21 protein-coding genes are annotated in these 26,087 nt (G+C 65.3%); 5 read left to right on the top strand and 16 right to left on the bottom strand.

Features of this window, described 5'->3' with window-relative positions; genetic code table 11:
* Positions 1-281: 281 nt before the first annotated feature.
* The 14 genes from B5F73_RS06325 to B5F73_RS06260 form a co-directional block, all read right to left on the bottom strand.
* Positions 282-2,759: a phosphoketolase gene (locus tag B5F73_RS06325; protein ID WP_087227407.1), complete on the bottom strand. Its 2,478-nt coding sequence runs from the start codon at positions 2,757-2,759 to the stop codon at positions 282-284.
* Between the two features lie 108 nt (positions 2,760-2,867).
* The gene (locus tag B5F73_RS06320; RefSeq protein WP_087227406.1) at positions 2,868-3,893 is read right to left on the bottom strand and encodes a LacI family DNA-binding transcriptional regulator; all 1,026 of its coding nucleotides are present in this window, start codon (positions 3,891-3,893) and stop codon (positions 2,868-2,870) included.
* Positions 3,894-3,954: 61 nt separating this feature from the next.
* The gene (locus B5F73_RS06315) at positions 3,955-4,665 is read right to left on the bottom strand and encodes an L-ribulose-5-phosphate 4-epimerase (protein ID WP_087227405.1); all 711 of its coding nucleotides are present in this window, start codon (positions 4,663-4,665) and stop codon (positions 3,955-3,957) included.
* 230 nt (positions 4,666-4,895) lie between these two features.
* The gene (locus B5F73_RS06310; RefSeq protein WP_087227404.1) at positions 4,896-6,500 is read right to left on the bottom strand and encodes an FGGY-family carbohydrate kinase; all 1,605 of its coding nucleotides are present in this window, start codon (positions 6,498-6,500) and stop codon (positions 4,896-4,898) included.
* Between the two features lie 103 nt (positions 6,501-6,603).
* The gene (gene araA, locus B5F73_RS06305; RefSeq protein WP_087227403.1) at positions 6,604-8,100 is read right to left on the bottom strand and encodes an L-arabinose isomerase; all 1,497 of its coding nucleotides are present in this window, start codon (positions 8,098-8,100) and stop codon (positions 6,604-6,606) included.
* Positions 8,101-8,176: 76 nt separating this feature from the next.
* The gene (locus tag B5F73_RS06300; RefSeq protein WP_087227402.1) at positions 8,177-9,148 is read right to left on the bottom strand and encodes an ABC transporter permease; all 972 of its coding nucleotides are present in this window, start codon (positions 9,146-9,148) and stop codon (positions 8,177-8,179) included.
* A gap of 13 nt (positions 9,149-9,161) precedes the next feature.
* Positions 9,162-10,667 (bottom strand): sugar ABC transporter ATP-binding protein, encoded by a 1,506-nt coding sequence (locus B5F73_RS06295; protein WP_087227401.1) that lies wholly within the window; start codon positions 10,665-10,667, stop codon positions 9,162-9,164.
* A gap of 14 nt (positions 10,668-10,681) precedes the next feature.
* A complete protein-coding gene (locus B5F73_RS06290) occupies positions 10,682-11,629 on the bottom strand; it encodes a branched-chain amino acid ABC transporter permease (protein ID WP_087227400.1) in 948 nt (315 codons plus the stop codon).
* A gap of 93 nt (positions 11,630-11,722) precedes the next feature.
* Positions 11,723-12,928 (bottom strand): twin-arginine translocation signal domain-containing protein, encoded by a 1,206-nt coding sequence (locus B5F73_RS06285; RefSeq protein WP_087227399.1) that lies wholly within the window; start codon positions 12,926-12,928, stop codon positions 11,723-11,725.
* Positions 12,929-13,461: 533 nt separating this feature from the next.
* Positions 13,462-14,493: a sugar ABC transporter permease YjfF gene (locus tag B5F73_RS06280; protein ID WP_087227398.1), complete on the bottom strand. Its 1,032-nt coding sequence runs from the start codon at positions 14,491-14,493 to the stop codon at positions 13,462-13,464.
* Between the two features lies 1 nt (position 14,494).
* On the bottom strand, positions 14,495-15,595 hold the full coding sequence (locus B5F73_RS06275; protein WP_239379818.1) for an ABC transporter permease: 1,101 nt from the start codon (positions 15,593-15,595) through the stop codon (positions 14,495-14,497).
* The gene (locus tag B5F73_RS06270) at positions 15,592-17,109 is read right to left on the bottom strand and encodes a sugar ABC transporter ATP-binding protein (RefSeq protein ID WP_204206273.1); all 1,518 of its coding nucleotides are present in this window, start codon (positions 17,107-17,109) and stop codon (positions 15,592-15,594) included. Before B5F73_RS06270 ends, B5F73_RS06275 begins: the two co-directional genes overlap by 4 nt.
* Before the next feature lie 105 nt (positions 17,110-17,214).
* Positions 17,215-18,219 carry a substrate-binding domain-containing protein gene (locus tag B5F73_RS06265; protein WP_087227397.1) on the bottom strand — a complete coding sequence of 335 codons (1,005 nt, stop codon included), beginning with the start codon at positions 18,217-18,219 and terminating at the stop codon, positions 17,215-17,217.
* 395 nt (positions 18,220-18,614) lie between these two features.
* Complete coding sequence (locus B5F73_RS06260) at positions 18,615-19,400, bottom strand: type III pantothenate kinase (protein ID WP_087227396.1); 786 nt, start codon at positions 19,398-19,400, stop codon at positions 18,615-18,617.
* Positions 19,401-19,510: 110 nt separating this feature from the next.
* Here B5F73_RS06260 and B5F73_RS06255 point away from each other — a divergent pair, with 110 nt between their 5' ends.
* Positions 19,511-21,166 (top strand): OPT/YSL family transporter, encoded by a 1,656-nt coding sequence (locus B5F73_RS06255; RefSeq protein WP_087227395.1) that lies wholly within the window; start codon positions 19,511-19,513, stop codon positions 21,164-21,166.
* Positions 21,167-21,175: 9 nt separating this feature from the next.
* Here the strand turns inward: B5F73_RS06255 and B5F73_RS06250 are convergent, their stop codons facing one another.
* Positions 21,176-21,988, bottom strand: a complete 813-nt coding sequence (locus tag B5F73_RS06250; protein WP_204206272.1) for a fructosamine kinase family protein — start codon at positions 21,986-21,988, stop codon at positions 21,176-21,178.
* Positions 21,989-22,318: 330 nt separating this feature from the next.
* Between B5F73_RS06250 and yihA the strand changes: the two genes are divergently transcribed.
* Positions 22,319-22,906: a ribosome biogenesis GTP-binding protein YihA/YsxC gene (gene yihA, locus B5F73_RS06245; RefSeq protein WP_087227393.1), complete on the top strand. Its 588-nt coding sequence runs from the start codon at positions 22,319-22,321 to the stop codon at positions 22,904-22,906.
* On the opposite strand, the gene B5F73_RS06240 is transcribed toward yihA, so the two are convergent.
* Positions 22,901-23,482 (bottom strand): manganese efflux pump MntP family protein, encoded by a 582-nt coding sequence (locus B5F73_RS06240; protein WP_087227392.1) that lies wholly within the window; start codon positions 23,480-23,482, stop codon positions 22,901-22,903. The two genes, yihA and B5F73_RS06240, sit on opposite strands and share 6 nt — an antisense overlap.
* A gap of 164 nt (positions 23,483-23,646) precedes the next feature.
* Here B5F73_RS06240 and B5F73_RS06235 point away from each other — a divergent pair, with 164 nt between their 5' ends.
* The 3 genes from B5F73_RS06235 to B5F73_RS06225 all read left to right on the top strand — a co-directional run bounded on the left by B5F73_RS06235 (position 23,647) and on the right by B5F73_RS06225 (position 26,023).
* Positions 23,647-24,519 (top strand): transporter substrate-binding domain-containing protein, encoded by an 873-nt coding sequence (locus B5F73_RS06235; RefSeq protein WP_239379817.1) that lies wholly within the window; start codon positions 23,647-23,649, stop codon positions 24,517-24,519.
* A gap of 75 nt (positions 24,520-24,594) precedes the next feature.
* The gene (locus B5F73_RS06230) at positions 24,595-25,248 is read left to right on the top strand and encodes an amino acid ABC transporter permease (protein WP_239379816.1); all 654 of its coding nucleotides are present in this window, start codon (positions 24,595-24,597) and stop codon (positions 25,246-25,248) included.
* 25 nt (positions 25,249-25,273) lie between these two features.
* A complete protein-coding gene (locus tag B5F73_RS06225; RefSeq protein ID WP_087227390.1) occupies positions 25,274-26,023 on the top strand; it encodes an amino acid ABC transporter ATP-binding protein in 750 nt (249 codons plus the stop codon).
* Positions 26,024-26,087 lie beyond the last annotated feature (64 nt).

Below are 26,087 nucleotides of genomic sequence, written 5' to 3'. Positions count from 1 at the left end.
CCCGTGACTGTGGCAAGCCGGACGATGACGCGACCGAGCCTAACCCACGACGCCCAGGGGGCCAACTTCACGCGAGGGGTCTCAGCCGCTTCCCCTCATATCGTCTAGATGGCTGCATGACAAGGGCGAGGTTTCCTAGATGGCTGCGTGACAAGGGCGGCGTTTTCTGGAGCGGGCGGGACCGTCGGCCCCTACGACGAAGGCCGCCCGCCCCTCTCGGCCGGCGACATGCCGGCGAGAAGGACGGGCGGCCCCTCAGGTGCGTATGGCGCGAGCGCTACTTACTCGTTGTCGCCCGCGGTCATCTGCGTGGCGGAGATGTCCTCGCCAGCGTCGGAGGCGTCACGCCACTTCCAGTCGGTGAAGGCCGGGTGGTCGTAGCCGTTGTCGACGGCGAACTGGAACGCGTCGACGCGGAACTTCTCCCACTCAGCGATCTGGTCGGCCCACTTGTCGGCGTCGATCATGCGGAGCGCGTCGGCAGCAAGCGCCCAGCGGTCCATGTCGTTCACGCGAACCATGTCGAACGGCGTGGTCGTGGAGCCCTGCTCCTTGTAGCCGTGGACGTTGAAGTTGTCGTGGTTCGGGCGGTCCCAGATGAGACGACGGATCGTGCCGGGATAGGCGTGGAACGCAAAGAGGACGGGCTTGTCGGCCGTGAAGAGCTCGACGAACTTCTCGTCGGACATGGCCTTGTCGTTCTCGGAGGCGTTCTGGATGCTGAGCAGGTCGAGGACGTTGACCAGTCGGACCTTGACGCCGAGCTTGTCGAGCAGGTCGAGGGCGGCCATGGCCTCGCCGGTGGGAACGTCGCCGCAGCAGGCGAGAACGACGTCGGGCTCCTCGCCCTCAGCGGTGTTGGAGGCCCACTTCCACTCGGCGGCGCCGACCTCGAGCTCCTCGCGGGCCTCGTCGAGCGTCACCCACGTCGGGGCGGGCTGCTTGCCGGCGAAGATCGCGTTCACGCAGTTGGTGGACTTGTAGGCGCGCTCGGCGACGGCCAGCAGCAGGTTGGCGTCGGCCGGGTAGTAGATGTTCACCACGTGGTCGTTGTTGAAGTTCTTGTTGAGAAGAATGTCAACGAAGCCGGGGTCCTGGTGGGAGAAGCCGTTGTGGTCCTGACGCCAGACGTGGCTGGAGAGCAGCATGTTGAGGCCGGAGATCGGGGCGCGCCAGTCGATGTGGCGCACGGTCGCCTCGAGCCACTTGCAGTGCTGGTTGACCATGGAGTCGACGATGTGGACGAACGACTCGTAGGAGCTCCAGAGGCCGTTGCGGCCGGTGAGGATGTAGCCCTCGAGCAGGCCCTCGCACTGGTGCTCGGAGAGCTGCTCGATGATGTTGCCCACGGGCGAGAGGTGCTCGTCGTTGGCGGGGTCATCGTAGTTGCCCTCGCCGAACCACTGCTTGTCGGTCACCTGGTAGGACGGCTGCAGGCGGTTGGAGGCCGTCTCGTCGGGTCCGAAGATGCGGAAGGCGTCGCGGTTGTGATTGATGAGCTCGGCCGTGTACTCGCCGAGGACGCGCGTGGCCTCAACAGCGCCAAAGCCGTGGCCCTTCTCGGCCACCGGCACCTCGTACTTGCGGGTGTCGGGGAGGTCGAGCTCGTTGCGGACCAGGCCGCCGTTGGCGTTGGGGTTGGCGCCGATGCGCAGCTCGCCCTTGGGCATCCAGCTGTTGACCTCGGGACGGATGGCGCCGTTCTCGTCGAAGAGCTCGGCGGGCTTGTAGGACTCGAGCCAGCCCTTGAGGGTCTGGAAGTGGGCCTCGGTGTCACGGGCGGACGCCAGCGGCACCTGGTGAGCACGCCAGGAGCCCTCGGTCTTCTTGCCGTCGATCTCCTTGGGACACGTCCAGCCCTTGGGGGTGCGGAAGACGATCATCGGGTAGAACGGGCGGGAGGCCTCGCCGGCGGCGACGCGCGCCTTGATGTCGCAGATCTCGTCGAAGACGGCCTCGAGCAGCGCCGCAAAGCGACGGTGGATGGAGGCGTGGTCCTCGTTGTCGAAGCCGGCGACGAAGTTGTACGGGTGGTAGCCCATGCCGCGGAAGAACTCGTCACGCTCGGCGTCGGAGATGCGGGCGAGGATCGTGGGGTTGGCGATCTTGTAGCCGTTGAGGTGCAGGATCGGCAGCACGATGCCGTCGGTCAGCGGGTCCATGAACTTGTTGGTCTGCCAGGACGTGGCGAGCGGGCCGGTCTCGGCCTCGCCGTCGCCCACGACGGCCACGGCGAGCAGGCTCGGGTTGTCGAGGACCGCGCCGTAGGCGTGGGACAGCGTGTAGCCGAGCTCGCCGCCCTCGTGGATGGAGCCGGGGGTCTCGGGCGCGAAGTGGCTGGGGATGCCGCCGGGGTAGGAGAACTGGCGGAAGAACTTCTGGAGGCCGGCCTCGTCATCGGTGATGTCGGGACGGACCTCGCGGTAGGTGCCGTCAAGCAGGGACTGAGCGGTGCCGGCGGGTCCGCCGTGGCCGGGGCCCATCAGGAAGATGGCGTTCTGCTGGTGGTCGGCAATGAGGCGGTTGATGTGACCAAAGAGGAAGTTGATGCCCGGCGTGGTGCCCCAGTGGCCCACGAGACGGTGCTTGACGTCCTCACGGGAGAAGCCGTCCTTCATGAGCGGGTTGGAGCGGAGGTAGATCTGGCCCACGGAGAGGTAGTTCGCGGCGCGCCAGTAGCGGTCGACGCCCTTGAGCTCCTCCTCCGAGACAGGAGTGTTGAGCTTCTGCCACGGGGTGCCAATAACGGGATTAGCCATGCGTGTCTTCCCTTCTGCCCGCGCAGACCCGCCAACCGGGCCTGCGGTGTTTCCAGCTGATTTCAGTATATTGGGTAAAACGTTTTACTTCTCGAGATTTTTAGTTTCTCACCTCCGTGTGGAGACGCTGTCCTTGACGACGAGCCGCGGCATGAGGGTCCGCCGCTCGGGGGCGCCCAGCTCACCGCACTCCCGCTCCCCCATCCTGCGGAAGAGCACCTCGAGCGCGGCGGAGGCGAGCTCGTCGACGTTCTGCTCGATTGAGGTGAGCGCGGGCTCGAACAGCAGGTCTGCCGCCGAGTTGTCGTAGCTCACCAGCGAGTAGTCGCGCGGGACGCGCATCCCCTGCTCGTAGAGACGCTTGAGCAGGCCGAGCGCGATGTTGTCGCTGCTCGCAAAGACGGCGGTCGCGTCGGTGCGCAGCAGGGCGGCGGCCGCCTCGTAGGCGTCGGGGATGTAGTAGTCGCACGACAGGACCAGCGCGGGGTCGACCTCCAGGCCGCGCTCGCGCAGCGCGCGCTCGTATCCCGCGAGGCGCTCGCGCCCCGTGTTCGAGGCCACGTTCACGAGGCACGCGATGCGCTCGTGGCCGGCGTCGAGCAGGCACCGGCACGCGAGGTAGCCGCCCGCCTCGCTGTCAAACGAGACGCAATCGCAGGCCATCCTGCCGATCGAGCGGTCCACGGCCACGAACGGCATCGGGATGCCCTCCAGCGCCGAGGTGAGGGCAGCGGCCTCCTCATCGCGCGAGGAGGCGACCACGAGCATGCCGTCGACCCCGCGGTTGGCGAGCATCGCCACGAGCTTGGCGTCGTTCTCCGCGAGGTCGTCGGAGTTGGTGATCAGCAGCGCATAGCCGCGCTCCCGGCATCCCAGCTCGAGGCGGCGCGCCAGGGACGAGAAGTACCTGCTCTCGATGTTGGGGACGATGAGGCCCACGGTCTGGGAGCGCCTCGTCACCAGGCTGCGCGCGATCTGGTTGGGGATGTAGCCCTTGCGCCGGGCCACCTCCTTGATCCTGCGCCTGCTCTCCTCGGAGATCTTGCACGGGCGGTCGTTGAGGACGAGCGAGACGGCTGTGGTGGACAGCCCGACCTCCTGGGCGATGTCCCTCAGCGTGACCTTCTCGGCCAACCTTGCTCACCTCCCGTGCGATCGCGCCCGGGGGTGCGACCCCCGGGCGCGTCCGGCGTCCCTAGTGGGCACCGCCCTGGCCGTAGTAGGCGTTGGGGCCGTGCTTGCGCAGGTAGTGCTTGTCCTGCAGGTACTGAGGCGCGGGCTCGACGCCGGGGCGCAGGGCCTCGGTGCGGGTGGCCATCTTGCAGACCTCCTCGAGGACCACGGCGTGGTAGACGGCCTGGGCGGCGTCCTTGCCCCAGGAGAAGGGCCCGTGGTTGCGAACGAGGACGGCGGGGACGGCGACCGGGTCGATGTCGCGCTCGGCGAAGCCGTCGACGATCACCTTGCCGGTGTTGGCCTCGTACGCCTCCTCGATCTCCTCCTCGGTGAGGCCGCGCATGCAGGGCACGGGGCCGTAGAAGTAGTCGGCGTGCGTCGTGCCGTAGGCGGGCACGTCGCGGCCGGCCTGCGCCCAGGAGACGGCCCAGGCGGAGTGCGTGTGGACGACGCCGCGGACCTTCTCGCCCCACGCGCGGTAGAGGGCGGCGTGGGTGGGGGTGTCGGAGGAGGGGTTGAGGTCGCCCTCGACGACCTTGCCGTCGAGGTCGCAGACCACGAGACTCTCGGGCGTGAGCTCGTCGTAGTCGACGCCGGACGGCTTGATCACGAAGAGGCCCGTCTCGGGGTCGAGCTCGGAGGCGTTGCCCCAGGTGAAGACGACCAGCCCGTGCTTGGGAAGGTCCATGTTGGCCTCGTAGACCTTCTCGCGAAGCTCCTTGAGCATCATGCTTGGCTCCAAACTGTTGGGTGAGCAATGGGAACGAGGACGGCCGCCCGCCAAATAACACGCAGATTCGGAGTTTACATCGAAGTTCATATGGGGATATACGATGCTTTATCAGATTATGCGTGTTATTCGAGAACGGGAACAGGGGCGGACGGTCGTCAGCGGGCCGATAAGAGCCCGGAGAGAGGGGAGGCCGCCGGGAAAGGAGGGCGGCCTCCCCGGGGGAGGAACTAGTCGGTGAAGGCCTGCTCGGCCGCCTTCTCGGCCTCGTTGGCCTTGCGGAACGCGGCGAGGAACGCGCGGTAGCCCTCGACGTCGGCGGCGTCGGGCTCGAGCGTCGTGCCCTCCATGCCGGCGAAGACCTTGTTGGTGAGGTAGTCGGCGAGCGACTCGCCCTCCTCGTGGCGCGCCATGTAGGCGGCGGCGACGGCCTGGCCCCAGGCGCCGCCCTCGCCGGCCGTGGCCATGACGGTCACCGGGGCCTCGAGCGCCGCAGCGAGCAGGCTCTGGGCGACCTTGGGGGTCTTGAAGATGCCGCCGTGGCCGTAGAGCTTGTCGATCTTCACGTCCTCGGCGCGCAGAACCTCGTTGCCCGCGGCGAGGGCGCCGAAGGCCGCCATGATGTTCATGCGCATGAAGTTGGCGATCGTGAAGTTGGCGTTCTGGCCGCGGACCACCAGCGGGTAGCCGGTCTGGACGCCCATGACCGTCTCGCCCGAGATGAACGGGATGGAGACGAGGCCGCCCGCGTCCTTGTCGCCCGTGAGCGCGGCGTTGAAGAGCTTGACGTAGACCTCGCCCTTGTCGAGCTTCTGGCCCATGAGCTCAGCGAAGTCACAGAGCAGGTCGACCCAGTCGTTGATATCGGAGGTGCAGTTGTTGCAGTGCACCATGGCGACGGGGTCGCCGACCGGCGTGGTCACGAGGTCGATCTCGGGAATGGTGGCGTCCTTGAGCGCGTGCTCGAGAACGACCATCGAGAAGACCGACGTGCCGGCGGAGACGTTGCCGGTGCGCGGCGCCACGGAGTTGGTGGCGATCATGCCGGTGCCGGCGTCGCCCTCGGGCGGGCAGAGCGGGCATCCCGGCTCGAGGTCGCCGTCGGCGTCGAGAAGGGCCGCGCCCTCGGCGGTGAGGTGGCCGGCGCACTCCCCCGCCACCAGGATCTTGGGCAGCAGGTCCTCGACCTTCCAGGACACGCCCTTGGACGCCACGAGCTCGTCGAACTTGGCGATCATGGCGGCGTCGTAGTCGTGCGTGGTGGAGTCGATCGGGAACATGCCGGAGGCGTCGCCGATCGAGAGAACCTTCTCGCCGGTGAGGCGCCAGTGGGCGTAGCCGGCCAGGGTGGTGAAGAACGCGATGTTGGGAACGTGCGACTCGTTGTTCAGGACGGCCTGGTAGATGTGGCTGACGCTCCAGCGCTCCGGGGTGTGGAACGCGAAGAGCTCGGAGAGCTCGTGGGCGGCCTGCGTGGTGGTGGTGTTGCGCCAGGTGCGGAACGGGACGAGCAGGTTTCCGTCGGCGTCGAAGGGCAGGTAGCCGTGCATCATGGCGGAGATGCCCAGGGCGCCCACGCGCTTGAGCGTGACGCCGTACTTCTCGGCGACGTCAGCCTTCATCGAGGCATAGGCGGCGGCGAGGCCCGCGAAGATCTCCTCGTCGCTGTAGGTCCAGTAGCCGTCGACTAGGGAGTTCTCCCAGTCGAAGGCACCGATGGCGATCGGCTCGTTGTCGGAGCCCACGAGCACCGCCTTGATGCGCGTGGAGCCGTACTCGATGCCCAGCGCGGTGTTGCCGGACTCGATGTCGGCGATGATCTGGTCTTTGTTCATGTTCGTCTGCCTCTCTCTGCAGAAGTGCGGCCGCGCCCGCAAGCGGGACGCGGCCGGTTCAGGTTCTCACGCGCATGTGCGCGCTCTCACGCCGCGCCCGCTCCTAGCGGTAGTAGACCTCGCCGAGCTTGAGGTCACGCTTGAAGTCGCGGATGTTGGTGTTGGCGTCGATGACCACGCTCTCGATGCCCATGGCGTCGGCCCAGTCGATCATCTGGTCGGCCGTGAGGTCGTAGGAGAACGCGGTGTGGTGCGCGCCACCCGCGTAGATCCAGGCCTCGGTGCCCACCTTGAGGTTGGGGCGCGGGGTCCAGAACACGGTGCCGGTCGGCAGCATCGGCATGGGCTTCTCGACCTTCTTGCAGTCCACGTCCTGGATGATCAGGCGGAAGCGGTTGCCCAGGTCGACGAGGGAGGTGGCGATGGCCGGGCCGGTCTTGGCGGTGAAGATCAGGCGGGCCGGGTCCTCACGGTCGCCCATCGAGAGCGGCGTGGCGCGAATGGCGATCTTGCCCTCGGCGACGGAGGGGTCGACCTCGGACATGTGGGACTCGAGGATGCCGTCCTTGCCCGGGACGAGGTTGTAGGTGTAGTCCTCCATGAGCGCGGAGCCCTTGGCGTTCGGGTCGCCGGCGGTCATGACCTTCATCAGGCGCACCATGGCAGGGGTCTTCCAGTCGCCCTCGGGGCCAAAGCCGTAGCCCTTCTGCATGAGGCGCTGGATGGCCAGCGACGGCAGCTGCTTGAGACCGCCGAGGTCGCCGAAGTGGTCGGAGAAGGCGTTGTAGTTGTGCTCCACGAGGAAGCGCTCGATGCCGATCTCCTGCTGGGCCTGGACCTCGACGTGACGACGGAACTCCTCCGGGTCACGGCCGTCGAGGACGAGCTCGTAGGTGTCGTAGTACTCGTCGGTGAGGGCCTTGACCTCGTCGGGGGTGACGGCGTCGACGTAGGGGACGAGCTCGTTGACGGGCCAGGCGTCGACGGTCCAGCCGAAGACCTGCTGCGCCTCGACCTTGTCGCCGTCGGTGACCGCGACGTTGCGCATCGTGTCGGCGAAGCGGCAGACGCGGATGTTGCGGGACTCGTTGATGCCCACCGCGACGCGCATCCACTGGCCGAGCTCGGAGATGACCGCCTCGTCCTTCCAGAACCCAAAGACCACCTTGTGGTTCCAGCGCATGCGGGCGAAGATGTGCCCGAGCTCGCGCTCGCCGTGGGCGGCCTGGTTCTCGTTCATGAAGTCCATGTCGATCGTGTCGTACGGGATCTCCTCGTTGTACTGCGTCGCGAACTGGCACAGAGGCTTGCGAAGGTCCGTGAGGCCGGCGATGTAGTTCTTGGACGGCGAGAAGGTGTGCGCCCAGGTGATGATGCCAGCGCACTCGGGATCCATGTTGGCCTCGTTGAAGGTGGCCTGGATGACGTCGCTCGTGAGCAGGTTGGGCTTGAGCACGACCTCGAACGGGATCTTGTCGGAGGCGTTGAGGTGTGCGACGACCTCGGCGGAGTGCTCCGCGACGTGCTTCAGCACCTCGTCACCGTAGAGATCCTGGGTGCAGGGGCAGAAGTAGAACTTGTACCTCTTGATGTCGAGCATTTCCATCACTCCTTACTGGGGATGCCCCGCCGTGCGGCGGGGAGGCCGGGGGGCGAGGCCGCCCCCCGTGCCAGAACTACTTGATGACCTGGTTGGAGGCGCGCTCGGAGAAGACCGCGACCATGATGACGAACACGATGCCCAGGATGAGCTGCTGGATCTCGGTGGTGAAGCCGAGCATGACCAGGCCGCGCTGGAGCACGAGGTAGGACAGGACGCCGGTCACGACGCTCGAGAAGCGGGAGCGAGCGCCGCCGTTGATGGGCATGCCGCCGAGGACCAGGGCGATCAGGATCTGGGTCTCGAGCATGTTGCCGGAGGACGAGGTGACCGAGCCAACGCGGATGGCGTTGATCAGCGCGGCGAAGCCGGTGATGGCGCCAGCGACCACGTAGATGATGATCTTGGTGCGCTGGACGTTGATGCCGGCGAAGCGGGCGCCGCTCTCGGAGGCGCCGATCGCCTTGAGGTTGGAGCCGAGCGCCGTGAAGTGCAGCACCAGGTACGCGATGACGAGCACGACCACGACGATGCCGACCAGCAGCGGCGTGTTGGTGGCGAGCGAGGTCAGCGTCGTGGAGGCCATGACCGGGCTGGAGGTGGTGATGTAGGCGATGATGCCGCGGAGCAGGAACATCATGCACATCGTGACCACGAACGACTGGATCTGGCCCTTGACGTGGAACACGGCGTTCACCAGGCCGATGAGGGCGCCCGTTGCCATGCCGCCCAGAATGGCGACGAACGGGTTGAACTGCGAGAGATAGCAGACCACGGCGCAGGACAGGCCCATCATCGAGCCCTGGGAGAAGTCCAGGCAGCCCATGGACATGATCATGTAGACGCCGACGGTTGCGATCATGAGCGTGAAGCCACCCGAGATGATCAGCGTGATGTTGCGCGGGGTGATCAGCTGTCCACGCGTCAGGATGGCGAAGATCGCCACGATCGCAACGAAGCTGATGATGGGCAACAGGCTCTTGATCTGGTGCCAGTCGAACTTCTTCTCCTGGACCTCGGCCGCAGCCTTCGTATTAGTAGAAGCCATCTGTTTCGCCTCCTTAAATCATCTTCGCGATGATGTCCTGCTCGGTAAGATCGGGGCTGCGGAACAGCTGGCCGTTGATCTTGCCGTCCTTCATGACCAGGATGCGGTCGCACATGCCGATGAGCTCCATGATCTCCTCGGAGATGATGAGGATCGCCTTGCCCTGGTTGCGCATCTCAGCCAGAAGCTGGTAGATGTCGGCCTTGACGCCGATGTCGATGCCGCGCGTCGGGGAGTCGAGCAGCAGGATGTTGGACCGCTTGCCGAGCCAGCGGGCGAGAACGACCTTCTGCTTGTTGCCGCCGGAGAGCGCGGAGACGTACTGGTCGACGCCGACCATCTTGGTGGACATGATGTCCGCGTACTTCTTGGCGAAGGCCTTGAGGTCCTTCTGCTTGAGGATGAAGCCCATGTCGCGCATCGAGGGCAGCGTGATGTTGTCCTGGATGGTGTCGTTGATGAGCAGGCTCTCGTTGTCGCGGTCCTTGGACGCGTAGGCGATGGAGTGGTTGATGGCCTCGTTGATCGAGTTGATCGGGGTGCCGTCACCCAGCTCGACCGTGCCCGTGCGGTCGTAGGAGGCGCCGAACAGGGCCTTGCCGACCTCGTGCATGCCGCACTCGGACAGGCCGCCGATGCCTAGGATCTCTCCCTTGTGGAGCTGGAGGGAGACGTCGTCGAGCGAACCGGGGACCGAGACGTTGTTCATCATGATCGCGATCTCGCCCTGGGGCTCGGTGGCGTAGTTGGGGTAGTCGGTGCGGTAGTAGTTGTCGCCCATCTCGCGGCCGACCATGAGGGTCTTGAGCTTGTCCTCGTCCACGTCCGCGGCGTTGATGGTGGTGATGTAGTCACCGTCGCGCAGGATGGAGATGCGGTCGGACATCTTCAGGACCTCGGCCATGTCGTGCGAGATGAAGATCACGCAGTGGCCCTTGGCGCGGACGTCGCGCATGACCTCGAAGAGCTTCTCGCGGCCGTCCTGGGAGAGGGCCGTGGTGGTCTCGTCGACGACCAGGATCTTGGGATCGAACCACGTGGACTTGAGGATCTCGATGATCTTGCGCTCCTCGAAGTTGTAGTTCTCGATCGGAGCGGTGGCACGGATCTTCGAGAGGCCAAAGCCGTCGAGCAGCTCCTGGGCCTTCTTGTTCATGGCGGCAGTGTTCTTGATGCCGTACTTCATGAAGCGGTCCTCGTCGCCCAGGAAGAGGTTCTCGGCGACGGTGAGGCCGTTCAGGGTGCCGAGCTCCTGCACGATGACGGCGACGCCGTGGTGGTTGCCGTCGACCTGGTTCTTCGGGGCGATCTGCTCGCCGTCGAGGGTGAAGGTGCCGCCGCCGATGGGCAGGATGCCCGTCAGCATGTTGGTGAACGTGGACTTGCCGGAGCCGTTCTCGCCGATCAGGGCGTGGATCTCACCGGCGTAGAAGTCGAGGGACACCTCTTTGACGGCGTGCGTGGGACCAAACTTCTTGTCGATCTTCTCTGCGTGAAGCAGGAGCTTGTTGTCTGCCATGGTGTATCCCTCCTTTACTTGACGACAGCGCCCTTGACGCGCTTGACGGTCAGGGTGACGACGGCGAGCAGCGTGGCTCCCGTGACGACGTTGTTGATGGTGGTGGGCATGCCGAGCGCGACGAAACCGGCGAACAGCATCGAGATGATGAGCTCGCCGATGACGATGGCGACGACGGGGTGGCCGTACTTCTTGAAGGCGAGACCGAAGAACGCACCCATGAGCGGCGTAAAGTTCAGCGACTGGGAGAGCATGCCGGTCATCGGCGTCTGGGCGGTGCCGTAGCTGATGTAGAGGACAGCCATGACGCCCACGAAGCCCGCGCAGAGGATGAACGCGATGAACTTGTACTTGTCGACGTTCACGCCCATGTTCTTGGCGGTGAGCTCGTTGGTGCCGATGGCGTTGATGTAGGTGCCGACCTTGGTGTACTTGAGGATGAAGCCGCAGATGAAGAACGCGATGAGCGCCAGGATGACGTTCCAGGGATAGGCGCCGAACATGTTGTACTGGGCGTCGAGACGGGTGCCGGCCCAGTTGGCAGCGAAGACGCTGAAGCTCTCATAGATGAGAGAGAGGCCGACCGTGACGATCAGCGACGGGATGCGCAGGACCGTGTAGGCGAGGCCGTTGCAGAACCCGAGCAGGATGCCACAGAGGATCGGGGCGACGACCAGTCCGGCGATGCCGAACATCTGGCTGCAGCCGATGGCCAGCAGGCAGGACAGAACGAGGACCGAGCCGATGGAGAAGTCCCACAGGCCCTGGGTCACGATGAAGTACATGCCGCAGCCGCCGACGGCGTAGATGAGCGCGCTCTGCAGATAGGTCAGGATCTGCTCGGGCGAGCCGAACGTCTCGGGACGCAGCACCTTGAAGATGGCCCAGCAAAGAATCGTGAGGACGACGAGGAAGCCCACGCCGAACCACTGGCTCTGCTGGAGTTTCTTGATTGCGTCCATACACCTCTCCTTCCAATGGTGATGGAAACCTGGAAAAGGGGGCAAGTCCAAGTGCGTGAACTTGCCCCCGGTCCAGGACAGACGGAACTAGCGCTAGGCGCTGTGGCGCTGCATAACGTCGTCGATGGAGAGCGAGGTCGCGGCAGCGTTGAGGTCATCGAAGCTCATCTCGGCGAGCTCGGCGATCTCCTCGTCGTTGTACGGGTCGTCGTCGACGAAGTACTTCTCGTAGTTCTCGTACTCGGCCACGGAGGACACGAAGACGTACGGGAACTGGATGTCCTTGCCGAAGTCGCCCTGCTCGGGGACGAAGCCCTCCTTCTGGCGGACGGCGTTGTAGACGAGAAGGAGCGCGTAGAGCGGGTCGCAGAAGTGGCCGCCGGACTCAGCGTACATACCGCCGGTCTCGAGCTGCTCCTTGAGGTCCTCGAGGAAGTCGGTGGAGGCGACGCGGATGGTGCCGGTGAGGCCCATGTTGGCGAGCTGGCCGATGGAGCCCACGAGCGGGTCGCCGCCGCCGCCGGCGACGATCAGGGCGTCCATGTCGGGATAGTTGTTGACGAACTGCTGGGTGACCTTGGCGCCCTCGGAGGAGGAGGTGTTGGCGTAGACCGGGTCGGTCATGGTCACGGGGTCATCGGGGTGAGCGTCGTTCCAGGCCTTGACGCCGTTCTGGTAGCCGGTCCAGCGCTGCTGGAACGTGGCGTCGCCGACGGTCCAACCCTCGAGGCAGATGTTGCGGGCGCCCTTCTGGATGCCCTCGAAGGCGTCGGGGTTGTCCATGGTGAGCAGCTCGATGAGCTTCTCGCCGTTGCCGACCTCGTCCTCGTGGACGGCGCCGACGTAGTACTGGGAGTTCTGCGCGGTGGCGTAGACCTCGGGGCTGTTCTCCTCGTTGATGATGCGATAGAACTGGGCGAGGTAGACCTGGTTCTGGTCGCAGGTGGAGATGCAGGCCTGCATCTCGGAGTCGGCGGAGTTGCAGACGATGATGCCCTGGCAGCCGGCGGCGCACAGGGTCTCGATGGAGGCCGTGACCTGCTCGGAGACGTGGCCCTGGTCGACGTAGGAGAGCTCGACGCCCAGGATGCCAGCGGCCTTGTCGAGGATGGCCTTGGACAGCGAGCCAAGAGCGTCGGTGGAGCTCCAGATGGAGACGCCGATCTTGATCTTCTCGCCGCCGTCGCCGCCCTCGGCGCCGCCGCCACCGCCGTTGTCGCAGCCGGCGAGGCCGAACGCGCCAGCGGTGCCGCCCATCAGGCCGGCGTACTTCAGGAAGTTCCTTCTCGAGATGCTCATGTTCCTTTCCCTTCTTCTCGGAAACCCTGCTTCCTGCCTTGCTTACAAACACAAAGTAAACGTTTATTTTACGTTTACTCACTTACAAACCATCTGCGTGGGCTCAGTGGGGTCAGTTCCCGGTATATGCCCCTCTACCTCCACCTTCTGGGTATCGGACTCGGGTCGGTTCTCCAATTCTCTAAGAAAACAGCCGGTAGACCTTCTTTTGAAATCGTTTTGACGGTCTCGCGCCACGCTCAGCGCCTGGCGCAACCGCCTCTGGATACTGTTTTACTATTCGTGAGCTGCTTTTTATGTAAGTTTGCCCGCAAACGGTACGGTTCGGTCTGTAAGCGTATTGTCAGCAATACGTTTATGCAAAATATCGGGACGATTTTGCGATTTGTTTAGATTTGTTTAGTTCCATCGCCCTTGTCGCCTGCCGCGCATAGAGAAACCCCGTCCCCCCTCTCGGGGGAACGGGGCACGGGGAGGGAACGCAGGAAGCCCGCTCAGGACGGGCTCCCCACAGGGAACCTGGTTGGAAGAGGTCACTCGACCTGCTTCTTGCGCGCTAGGACGACGCTCTGGATGACCAGGAACAGGCAGATCATCGCGGCGACCGTGATCTTTGCCCACCACGCGTCGGAGAAGCCGGCGGAGGAGACGATGTTCTGGATGGTGCCCAGGGACAGGACGCCGAAGAACGTGCCGATGATGTTGCCCACGCCGCCGGAGAGCATCGTGCCGCCGATGATGGACGCCGCGATGGCGTTCATCTCCATACCGTCGGCGTTGGTGACGGCGCCGGAGGCGGAGTGCATGATGTAGACGTACCCGGCAATGCCGGCCAGGACGCCGCTGATGAGGTGCGCGAGGAACAGCGAGCGCTTGGTGTTGATGCCGAGCATGAGGGCGCTCTGGCGGTTGCCGCCGAGGGCGTAGAAGCTGCGGCCCAGGCTCGTCCAGCGCAGCATCACGAAGGCCAGGACCACGAGGGCGAGCGCCACGGCGACGCCAATCTCAATGTAGGCCGGCGTGAAGTTGCCGGAGTTGTTGAGCGACCCCAGGAACGGAATCGTGATGCGGGTGTCCTTGAGCGCGAGGAACGCGGCGTTCTCGACGTTGAAGGGCTCGGCGTGGATGATCGTGGTCAGGCCGCGGGCGAAGAACATGCCGGCGAGCGTGACGATGAACGGCTGAATTTCCAGGTACGCCACCAGGAAGCCCTGGACCACGCCAAACGCGAGGCCGATGCCCAACGAGATGAGCAGCGCGGTCATGGGGTCCCCGCCCATGTAGTCGAGGTTGACGGCGCAGCACATGGTCACGAGGCCCACGACGCCGCCGACGGAGATGTCGATGCTGCCGCAGATCATGACGAGCGACAGGCCGATGGCCGTGATGATCAGCGACGCGTTGGTGTTGAGGATGTTGAAGAACGTCTGCCACCTCAGGAAGCCGCGGCCGAGGCCGAACATGGCGAAGAGGTACATGGCGGCGAAGACGACGATCGTGATGGTAAGCAGGAGGTTGGTGTCCGTGATGCTGCGCTTACCAACAGCCTTCTTGAGCTCTGCCATCTTACTTTGCCACCTCCACTTCGGTCTGCTTGGGACTACGGATCTTCTTCCAGAGCGCGGAGAGCTTGTTGCGCACGATCGGCGCGCTCAGCACCACGAGCAGGATGACGACGACGGCCTTGTACGCCGGAAGGGCGGCGGAGGCGACGTTGAACTTGTAGAGCGTGGTGGTGAGGAACTGGATGACGTAGGCGCCGAGGATGGAGGAGCCCATGTTGAACTTGCCGCCGGAGAGCGCGTTGCCGCCCAGGGCGACGGCGAGGATGGCGTCCATCTCGATGTCGGCCGCGATCGTCTGGTAGTTGATCGTGGAGATGCGGCTCACCTTGATGAGGGCGGCCACGGCCACGCACACGCCGAGGATGACGAAGGTCAGCCACTTGATGAACGTGGGGTTAAGGCCGTTCAGGCGGGCGGCGCGCTCGTTGATGCCCACGGACTGGACGTAGAGGCCCAGGCTCGTGAACTTGAGCACGAGGAAGATCACCACGATGCACGCGGCGGCGATGAAGACCGGCGTGGGGATGGGGATGCCCGGGATGAACCCGCCGAAGATGCCAAAGCCCGAGTTGGTGGGGATGATCGGCAGCGCGTTGTTGTTGATCCAGGCGGCGATGGAGCGGCCGGCCGTGTAGAGGATCAGCGTGGCGACCATCGGCTGGACCTTGAAGACGGCGACCATGACGCCGTTGAACGCGCCGCAGAGCATGGCGACGAGCACGCCCACGATGAAGGCCACGATGAACGGGGTCGTGACCACCTCGGGGCGCATGTTGCCGCCGCAGAGCACGGCGAGCATGGCCGAGCCGGCAACGGCGATCGTGGCGCCCACGGAGATGTCCTGTCCGCCGGTGGCCGCCGTGACCAGCGTCATGCCAATGGCCAGGATGGCGAGCTCGGAGCCGTTGTTCAGGATGGAGATCAGCTGGCCCGAGAGGACCGGGTTGCCCGTGCTGTCCTGACCCATGGAAATGGCGAAGAACGACGGGTCGGCAATGAGGTTGAACACGACAAGCGCGAGAAGCGCCGCGATCGGGATGATCATCTGGCTGTGAAGAAGCTTCTTGAAGAAGTTGTCGTCCTGGTTCTTCTCGATCGTCACTTTGCCTCACCTCCCGCGATGGTGCTCATGATCTTGTTCTGGTTGAGGTCGGAGCCCGAGAGCTCGCCGACGACGTGACGGTCACGCATGACGACGAGGCGCGAGCAGGTGCGGATCATCTCGTCGAGCTCGGAGGAGATGAACGTGACGCTCATGCCCTCGGAGGCGAGCTGGAGCACCAGCTTCTGGATGTCGACCTTGGTGCCGATGTCGATGCCGCGCGTGGGCTCGTCGAGAATCAGGTAGTCCGGGTGCGTGAAGAGCCAGCGTGCCAGGATGACCTTCTGCTGGTTGCCGCCGGACAGCGACGCGATCGGCGTGTCGGCGGAGGCCGTCTTGATGTCGAGGAGCTTGATGTACTCGTCAGCGATCTTGTAGGTCTCGGCCTTGGAGAAGGGCTTCAGGAAGCCGCGGAGCACCTGGGCGGCGAGGATGATGTTCTCGCGCACCGAGAGGTCGCCGATGATGCCGTCGCCCTTGCGGTCCTCGGGCAGGTAGGCAATGCCGTTCTTCATGGCGTCGAGTGGCTTGGAGATCTTGACGTCCTTGCCGGTCTTCTTGACCTTGCCGCCGGTGACGTGGTCGGCGCCAAAGATGGCGCGCACGCACTCGGAGCGACCGGAGCCGAGAAGACCCGTGAAGCCCGTGACCTCGCCCTTCTTGATGTGGAAGTCGAAGGGGTAGACGGCCGTGTTGCTCTTGAGGCCCTCGGCCTCGTAGACGAGCTCGTCGGCGTCGTCGCCGGAGTAGGTCGTGTAGTCGCCCTTGATGTCGGCCATGTCGTCCATCTGCTTGCCGAGCATGGCGGCGACGAGGTCGACGCGCGGCATCTTCTCGATCTCGTACTCGCCGACGAGCTGGCCGTCGCGCATGACCGTGATGCGGTCGCAGATCTCATAGACCTGGTCGAGGAAGTGCGTGACGAAGATGATGCCGACGCCGCGGTCCTTGAGCTGGCGCATCATGCCGAAGAGCTTCTCGACCTCGGACTCGTCGAGCGACGAGGTGGGCTCGTCGAGGATGAGGACCTTGCAGTCCATGTCCACCGCGCGCGCGATGGCCACCATCTGCTGCATGGCGATCGAGCAGCTGCCGAGCTGCTGCTTGGCGCTGACGGGGATGCCGAGGTTCTGGAGAATGGCGTCCGCGTCGGCGTACATCTTCTTCCAGTTCTCGGTCTTCTTGTGGCCGCGGCCGATGTACATGTTCTCCGCCACCGTGAGGTTGGGGCAGAGCGTGATCTCCTGATACACCGTGGCGATGCCCAGGTCCTGGGCATCCTGCGGCGAGCGGATGGAGACGGCGCCGTCGTTACCCTGGAGGTAGATGTCGCCGCCGTCCTTCTCGTAAACGCCGGTCAGAACCTTGATCAGCGTGGACTTGCCCGCGCCGTTCTCGCCCATGAGGGCGTGGACCTCGCCCGGACGGAGCGTGAAGTCGACGTTCTGCAGTGCCTTCACGCCAGGGAAGTACTTGCAGATGCCGCGCATCTCAACGAGATGGTTCTCGTTCACCGGTAGTTCACCTCCTTGTCAATGGAAGGGGGCGCGGCCCGACGTTACCCCGGTCGCGCCGTGCCCCCTCGAGCGATCAATCAGCCATGAGGCTATCGACTGGGCTTAGATGCCGTTCTCGTCGATGTACTCCTGGGTGATGGTGTCGCAGTCGGCGTAGCCCTCCTCCATGATGACGGTCTTCTCGGTGACTTCCTCACCGGCCTCGAGCTTGTTGATGATGTCGAGGATCGTGGAGGCCTGGTAGGGGTTGCACTGGCCGTCGTAGTTCCAGCGGCCGGCCATAACCTCCTCGAGGGCCCAGGTGTTGTGGTCGAAGCCCATGATGATGACGTCGCCGTCCTTGCCGTGGGTGATGCCAGCGGCGTCGAGAGCGGCCACGGCGCCCTTGGCCATGTCGTCGTTCTCGGCGTAGATGACGTTGAAGGACTGGCCGGAGTCGATCACGGACTGGGTGATCTGCTGGGCGGTCTCAGCGTTCCAGTCGGCGGTCTGCTGGACGACGAGGTTCCAGCCGTTGGCGGCGACGGCCTCGTCGAGAGCGCCGGTGCGGCCGACCTGGGCGGCGGAGCCCATGACGCCCTGGATGTGGATGATGTTGTACTCGGGCAGGGCCTGGTCGGTCAGCCAGTCAACGGCGGTCTGGCCCTCGGCGTCCATGTCGGAGACGACGGCGGCCACGTAGAGGTCCTCGGGGGCGTCGACGACGCGGTCGAAGAGGATCGTCTGGGTGCCGGCGTCCAGGGCGTCCTGGAGCGGGGTGTCCCAGCCGGCGGTGTCGGCGGCGGAGACGAGCAGGTACTTCACGCCGTTCTGGATGAACTGCTGCGCGGAGGCGATCTGCTCCTCGTTCTTCATGCTGTAGGCGAACTCGGCGGCGAAGCCGTTCTCCTCAGTGAAGGTCTCCTTCATGTCCTTGTCGTTGGCGGTGCGGTAGCCGGACTCGTTCGGGTCGTTGTTGATGATGCCGACGGAGATGAGCTCGCCACTGGCCTCATCGGTGGTGGTGTCATCGGTGGTCGCGGCACCGCCGCCACCGCCGCAGCCGACGAGAGCGAGCGTGCCACCGGCGAGGCCGGCGCCCTTCAGAAAGTTCCTTCTCGAGATCATGTCCCATTCCCCTTCCTGTACTTCTCTGTCTTACGACAGCCTACAAACCATAAGTAAACAATCTGTTCATGTTTACTTACTACCTAAATCAGTGACGCCCTCTTGGGAACGAGCGTCGACGTTCTCGTTCCGCTTCCGTCAAACATATCTGGCCCCACGATAGCGTTTCCTCCAACAGGTATCTAACTGGTACCTTGGCAGGAAAGCGCGCAGGCCCAGATGCGGAACGCTTTTCCTCTCTTCAGTTTTGTACTGGTTCAGTTTTACGCCTTGCCTCCGGACGGGCATCACCCTACCCGACGAGCGGTTTGTAATCTCCTGTAAGCGGATTGTTTAGTAACCGTTTAGACGATTTTCAACGAAATTTTGAGTGGTTGTTTAGATTTGTTTACATCCTAGGGGCGCTGGTTCGCCCGCCAGAGCGCCCACAACCCACGCAGCGTGAGCGTGTCGTCGACCTGCACGTCATGGCGCAGGAGGGACGCCATCTCGTCGGCTCCGTCCCCGGTCAGGACAACCGGGGCATCGACGCCCGTCTCGGCCGCGATCGCGTCGAGCAGGCCGTCGATGCGCGCAACCTCCCCCAGCACGACGCCCGACTCCATCGCGGCGCGGGTGCTGCGGCCGACCACGGTCGCGGGGGCTCGGAGCTCAATCAGGGGCAGGCGCGCCGCCGCCGTGCTGAGGGAGCGCGCGCCGAGCGCGACGCCGGGAGCGATGATGCCGCCCGCGAACGCCCCGGTCTCGTCCACGACCTCGAAGTTCGTGGTCGTGCCAAGGTCGACCACCACCACGGGGGCGCCATGCGCCTCGCGCGCGGCGACGACGTCCGCCACGCGATCGGCCCCGACCTCCGAGGGGTCGTCGTAGCGCATGCGGACGCCTGTCCTGAGGCCGGGCCCCACGACGAGCGGTCTCGTCTCGCTGGCGCGGGAGAGGGCGTCACGCCACACGTCGGAGAGGGGCGGGACCACGCAGCCGAGGATGGTACCGTCGACGCTCCCGACACCGAGGGAGCCGAGCGCTCCCGAGAGGGCGAGCCAGGCCTCGTCTGCGGTGAGGCGCTCGGGCGTGGTGAGGCTCAGGGTTCCGGTCAGACCCGTGCCGTCGAAGAGACCCAACCTGGTCACGGTGTTGCCGACGTCGACGACGAGCACGTTCTTCTCGGCGCTGTCACTCATGGAGCCTCCGGAAACTCTGCGGTCCTTCCCTCGCGTTCTCTATATACTGTATCAGTCCATGCCGTAACCCGACTCCCCGCGCGGGGGAGCGGATATACGAAGGAGCACATATGAGCGAGAACGGCTCTCGCGCCTCGTGGCGCGGGCAGCTGAGCCCCGTTGGCGTTGCCATCGGGTGCGTCGGCTGCGTCATCATCACGGCGTCGTCGGTCTACACCGCCCTCAAGATGGGCGCGCTGCCGTGGCCCACCATCTTCACCTCCATCGTCGCGCTGTTCCTGCTGCGAGCCTTCGGGCGCCGCAGCCTCAACGAGGCCAACGTCACGCAGATCGTGATGTCGGCGGGCTCCATGGTGGCGGGAGGTCTTGCGTTCACCATCCCCGGCATCTGGATGCTCGGCCTCGCCGACGAGGTGAGCTGGGTGGAGATGCTCGTCGTGGCGCTCGCCGGCACGCTACTGGGCCTCGTGTGCACCGCGGCGATCCGACGTCGCTTCATTGACGAGTCGGACCTGGAGTACCCCATCGGCACCGCGGCGGCCGAGACCCTCATGGCCACCAAGACGGGCGGCGTCACCGGCAGGCGGCTCTTTGGGTCGATGGGCCTGGCCGGCCTGTGGTGCGTCGCGCGCGACGCGCTGGGCTGGATGCCCTCGCTCGTGGCGCAGCTCCCCATCCCCGGGGTGAGCTTCGCGATCTACAACTCCCCGCAGATGCTCTCGGTGGGCTTTCTCGTGGGCGGCGTCGCGGTGGCGTTCTGGCTCCTCGGCGCGCTCGTGGGCAACTTCGGCATCATCGTGGGCGGGAGCGCCGCGGGCCTCTGGGACGTGGCGACGGCGCAGGGCATCGTGTCCAGCCTGGGCATGGGCCTCATGATGGGGTCCGGCGTGGGCGTGGTCCTGAAGGACATCCTGCCGCACGCGACTCGCGTGCTGCGCGGCAGGCGCTCGGGTGACGAGGGCGACAGCGCCGCGACCTCCGGCTGGAGCGGCCTCGAGCGGGGCACGCTCGCCCTCATGGTGGCCGCGGCGGCACTGCTCGTGTGCATCGGGCTCGGGCTGGGGCCGGTCGTGGCGGTGGCCGTGGTCGTCCTCGCCTTCGTGACCACGATCATGAGCGCGCAGTCCGTGGGCCAGACCGGCATCGACCCGATGGAGATCTTCGGCCTCATCGTGCTGCTGGCCGTGGCCGCGTTCTCCGATGCGAGCCAGGTGCAGCTCTTCTACGTGGCCGGCGTGGTGGCCGTGGCGTGCGGCCTGGCAGGCGACGTCATGAGCGACTTCAAGACCGGGGCGATCATCGGCACGAACCCGCGCGCCATGTGGGTCGGCCAGGCCATCGGTGCGCTGCTGGGCACCGTCGTCGCCGTCGCCGTGCTGGTCACGCTGTTCTCCGCGTACGGGCCGGGAGCCTTTGGCTCCGGGCAGATGTTCGTCTCCGCGCAGGCGAGCGTGGTGGCGACGATGGTCTCGGGCATCCCGAGCGTCCCGGGCTTTGTGATCGGGCTTTTGGGCGGCGTCGCGCTCTATTGGGCGGGGCTGCCCGCGATGATGTTTGGCCTGGGCGTCTACCTGCCGTTCTACATGTCGCTCACCGCGGCGCTCGGCGCGGGCGTGCGATGGGTCTACGAGCGCGTCTGCAGGGCGCGCGGGGTCGCCGACGCCGAGGAGAAGGGCGTCGTGGTGGCGTCCGGCGTCCTGGGCGGCGAGTCCATCGTAGGCGTGGTCATCGCGCTGGCGAGCGTGGTGGGCGGGCTCGCCGGGTAGCGGTCGGCCTCACGCGTAGCGGCGAGCGGCGGCCGTCGCCTCCGCGAGGTACCACCCTCCAAAGAGGACGCAGTGAAGGAGCAGCGGGGCGAGCTGGTGGAGGGCGACGCGCTCCCGCCAGCCGTCCGCGAGCGGCGACGCCTCGTCGTAGCCGCGGAGCACCTCTTCGAGGAAGGGATACCCGAAGAGCGCGAGCATCGCGAGGTCGGTCTCAGCGTGGCCGCCGTAGGCCATCGGGTCTATGAGGACGCCGCCGGTAGGCGAGGCGGGGTCGGCGTCCCACAGGACGTTGCCCGCCCAGAGGTCGCCGTGGAGCCGGGCGCAGAGGACGGCGGAGTCGCGCACGAGCCGTGGCTGCGGGGCGTCGAACTCTCCCGCCTCGAGGCGCGCCGCCACACGCTCGAAGAGGTTGAGCTCTGACGTGCCGAACTCGCCTCGGTCCACGAGGGTCCGGACGTAGTTCATGATGCGATGCTCGGCAAAGAACGAGCCCCAGCTTTCCGTTGCCCCCTCGCGCGCGACATAGGGCGTTCGGGCTTGGCTGCACCACGGCTCCCCTGACCATCCGTCCGGGGCGCATCCGTACCAGGGGGCGCCCGCGGCATGTGTGCGCGCCAGCGCGGCACCGATCCGTCGTGCCGCCGCAGCCGACGGGGCTCCCGTCGTCACGCGCTCCTCGACGAGCTCGTCCGTGGTGACGCTCAGCACGCGGGCGACACGGATGCCCCCTGTCGACTCCGCCTCGGCGAGCCAGCGCAACGCCGCCGCCTCACCCGGAAGGTTGTCCCCGTACCCCGCAGTCTTCACGAACGTCTCTGCCACGATGCCCCCAATTGCATAAAACTGTCGCTCGTGCGACATTTTGGCCGTTTGATTCATAAAAACGTCGCTCGTGCTGCGTAGAATTCCCCTCAGAAGAGCATATCAATAAATTAAACTCATGTTTTCGCAGGATTTGATAACAATAGTTGAATCGCTTTCGCGCATGGTCGAAAAAACGTGCTACACGAACGAGCGTTTTATGCAGCCAATAGGTCAGCTTGTAGCACGAGCGAACATTTTATGCACCCAATGTGACTCATTCGCCCCAATCGCCCCACGAGCGCTCGCACGTTAGAATTGCCTCACGCAATCGCACCCGAAAGGACGCCCATGGCAGGCATCAACTACCAGACCGCACGCTTCGAGGCCTCGTACGGCACCGTGGCACAGCTCCCCGCCTCCACCACGCCCGAGGTCGCCGTGGCCGGTCGCTCCAACGTGGGCAAGTCCTCACTGCTCAACAAGCTCTTCGGACGCAAGGGCCTCGTCAAGGTCTCCGCCACGCCGGGCAAGACCGCGAACATCAACTTCTTCGAGGTGGACGGGATTCGCTTCGTGGACCTGCCTGGATATGGCTTTGCCAAGGTCTCGCAGAAGGAGAAGCAGCGCTGGGCCGACCTCATCTCGGGCTACTTTGCCCAGGAGCGCAGCTTCAACCTGGTGATCGCCCTCGTGGACATCCGTCATGACGCCCAGCGCCTGGACCACGAGATGGTCGCCTTCCTCAAGGAGAGCGAGCTTCCCTTCGTGGTGGCACTCACCAAGGCGGACAAGCTGGGACGTTCGAAGCAGGCCCAGCAGGCCGCCGCCATCGCACGCCAGCTCGGAATCGACCGCGATCAGCTGGTCGTCACGTCCTCGGAGACGGGCCAGGGCGTCGACGAGCTCCGCCGTCGCATCGCCGAGGCATGCCTATAGCGCCAGCACGCCGAGGTGCTCCAGCAGGACCTTGAGCCCAATCAGGATGAGCACGACGCCGCCCGTCACACTCGCGGGCTTCTCGTAGCGCGCGCCGAAGAAGTGCCCCACCGCCACGCCGGCGAACGAGAGCGCAAAGGTGATGACGCCGATGAGCGTCACCGTCGTGACGATGTCGACCGACAGCGCGGCGAACGAGATGCCCGCCGCGAGCGCATCGATCGAGGTCGCCACCGCCAGGACGAGGAACTCACGCAAGTCGATGCCGCTCGTGTCCTCGCAGCCACAGTCCTCGTCGGCGTCCTCGTGGAACGCCTCCCAGAGCATCTTGCCGCCGATGAAGGCGAGCAGCACGAAGGCGACCCAGTGGTCCACCGGCTCGATCAGCCACATGAACTGACTGCCGAGCGCCCAGCCGACGAGCGGCATGAGCGCCTGGAAGCCGCCGAAGAAAAGCGCCAGCACCGCCGCCGTGCGCAGGTTGAGCTGCCGCATCCCCAGCCCGCGGCAGATCGAGACGGCAAACGCGTCCATCGAAAGCCCCACGGCTATGAGCAGCAGCTCCACGATTCCCATGACGTCCCCTCTCGCGACCACTCGCACGGGGACGCATGGTACCACAGCCCCTCTGTTTCCAGCCTGAAAACCGTCTTGCACTCTATCGTGGTAAAGCGTATATTCGAGCATGCACTTTAGCAAAGTAAAGCGCCTCACGTGGGCGCCTCATGAAAGGATCTCTCATGCTCGATAGAAGGTCGTTCCTGTCCCTCGCCGCCGCCGGTCTCTCCGTCACCGCTCTTGTCGGCTGCGGTGGATCGCCCGACGCCAGCGACGACGCCCCCGCCAGCGACACCACCACCGAGGCCGAGGATGAGGCCGGAACCGGCGCCGTCGACACCGGCAAGCTCATCGTCGGCTTTGACTCCTCGTACCCACCCTACGGCTACGTCGGCGACGACGGCGAGTACACCGGCTTCGACCTCGAGCTCGCCCAGGAGGTCGCCGCTCGCAACGACTGGGAGGTCCAGCTCGAGCCCATCGACTGGGACGCCAAGGACACCATGCTCGACAGCGGCGCCATCAACTGCATCTGGAACGGCTTCACCATGGAGGGTCGCGAGGACGACTACACCTTCTCCGAGCCCTACATGATCAACGGCCAGGTCATCGTCGTGCGCGCTGACTCCGGCATCGCGAGCTTCGACGACCTCGCGGGCAAGGCCGTGATCACCCAGGTCGACTCTGCCGCCTACAACGTCCTCGCCGGCGAGGACGCCACGCAGGCCGAGCTCGCTGCCACCTTCGCCGGCCTCGAGACCATCGGCGAGTACAACACCGCCTTCATGCAGCTCGAGTCCGGTGCCGTGGACGCCGTGGCCTGCGACCTCTCCATCGCCGCCTACCAGCTCGCGGCCAAGCCCGACGCCTACGTCCAGCTCGACGAGTTCCTCTCCGAGGAGCACTACGCCGTCGGCTTCAAGAAGGGCGACGACGCCACCGCCGACGCCGTGAACGAGGCCCTGCGTGCCATGGACGAGGAGGGCTTTGTCCAGGAGCTCTGCGACAAGTACGCGGAGGACGGCATCTCCTACGACAACTGGTGCCTCGCGTAGCGCCCCAGAAGAATTCCTCCCCGGGATGCCCGAGCGGCGAGCCGCCTCGGGCATCCCGCGCATGAAGGGAACACCGTGGACTTCCTCACCATGACCGGCATGCTCTCCGAGGGTTTCCTCGTGAGCCTCCAGATCTTCGCCTTCACCCTGCTGGGCTCGCTGCCGCTCGGCATGCTGGTGGCCTTCGCGCGCATGAGCCGCTTCAAGCCGCTCGCGCTTCTCGCCCGCCTGTACATCTCCATCATGCGCGGCACCCCGCTCATGCTGCAGATGTTTGCCATCTACTTCGTGCCGTACTACGTCTTTGGCATCCGCCTCACCACCGACAGCAAGTGGTACGCCACAATCGTGGCCTTCATCGTCAACTATGCGGCCTACTTCGCCGAGATCTACCGCTCCGGCATCCAGTCCATCCCGCGCGGCCAGCACGAGGCGGCCCAGGTCCTGGGCTACTCGCGCGCGCAGACCTTCGTGCGCATCGTGCTGCCGCAGGTGGTCAAGCGCATCATGCCCGCCATGACCAACGAGGTCATCACGCTGGTCAAGGACACCTCGCTCGCCTTCTCCATCGGCGTCATCGAGATGTTCACCGTTGCCAAGCAGCTGGTGGCGAGCCAGGTGTCCATGCTGCCCTTTGCCATCGCCGCCGCGTTCTACTGGGTCTTCAACCTGCTCATCGACTTCGTCGCCGGGCGCATCGAGAGAAAGCTGAGCTACTACCATGACTAGCGCAAGCACCGTCGAGAAGGACGAGATGCGTCCCGTCGTCTCCCTCGCGCACGCGCGCAAGAGCTTTGGCGACGTGGAGGTCCTGCACGACATCTCGCTCTCCGTGGCCCCCGGCGAGGTCGTGGCCATCATCGGCCCGTCCGGCGGCGGCAAGTCCACGCTGCTGCGCTGCCTCACGCTGCTCGAGCGCCTGGACGGCGGCGACCTCTCCTACGAGGACGTCACCGTGGCCACGAACGGCGCGTATGGCGACAAGGGCGTCCTGGCAGCGGCGCGCGCCCGCTTTGGCCTGGTGTTCCAGAACTACAACCTGTTCCCGCACTTCTCGGTGCTGCGCAACGTGATGGACGCGCCGGTCGTCGTCCAGGGGCGCGACCGCTCCGAGGCCGAGGCAGAGGCCCGCGCGCTTCTCGCCAAGATGGGGCTCGCCGGTAACGAGGACAAGGTGCCCTGCCAGCTCTCCGGCGGTCAGCAGCAGCGCGCGAGCATCGCCCGCGCCCTGGCCCTGCACCCCGACATCGTCTACTTCGACGAGCCCACGAGCGCCCTCGACCCCGAGCTCACGGCCGAGGTCCTGCGCGTCATCAAGGAGCTCGCCGCGGAGAACATGACGCTCGTGATCGTGACGCACGAGATGGGCTTCGCGCGCGAGGTCGCCGACCGCGTGATCTTCATGGACGGCGGCGTCATCGTGGAAGAGGGCCCTGCCGAGCAGGTCATCGACCACCCGCGCGAGGAGCGCACCCGCGCCTTCCTCGCCCAGCGCGAGGGATAGCGCGACTATGGAGCGGTTTGGGTTCGCATTCTCGCGGTTTCGAGAGTAGCCGATTAAGGAGTCC

The sequence above is a fragment of the Olsenella sp. An270 genome (assembly GCF_002159735.1).
Lineage (GTDB): Bacteria > Actinomycetota > Coriobacteriia > Coriobacteriales > Atopobiaceae > Thermophilibacter.
This window is presented reverse-complemented; position numbering and strand designations above follow the sequence as displayed.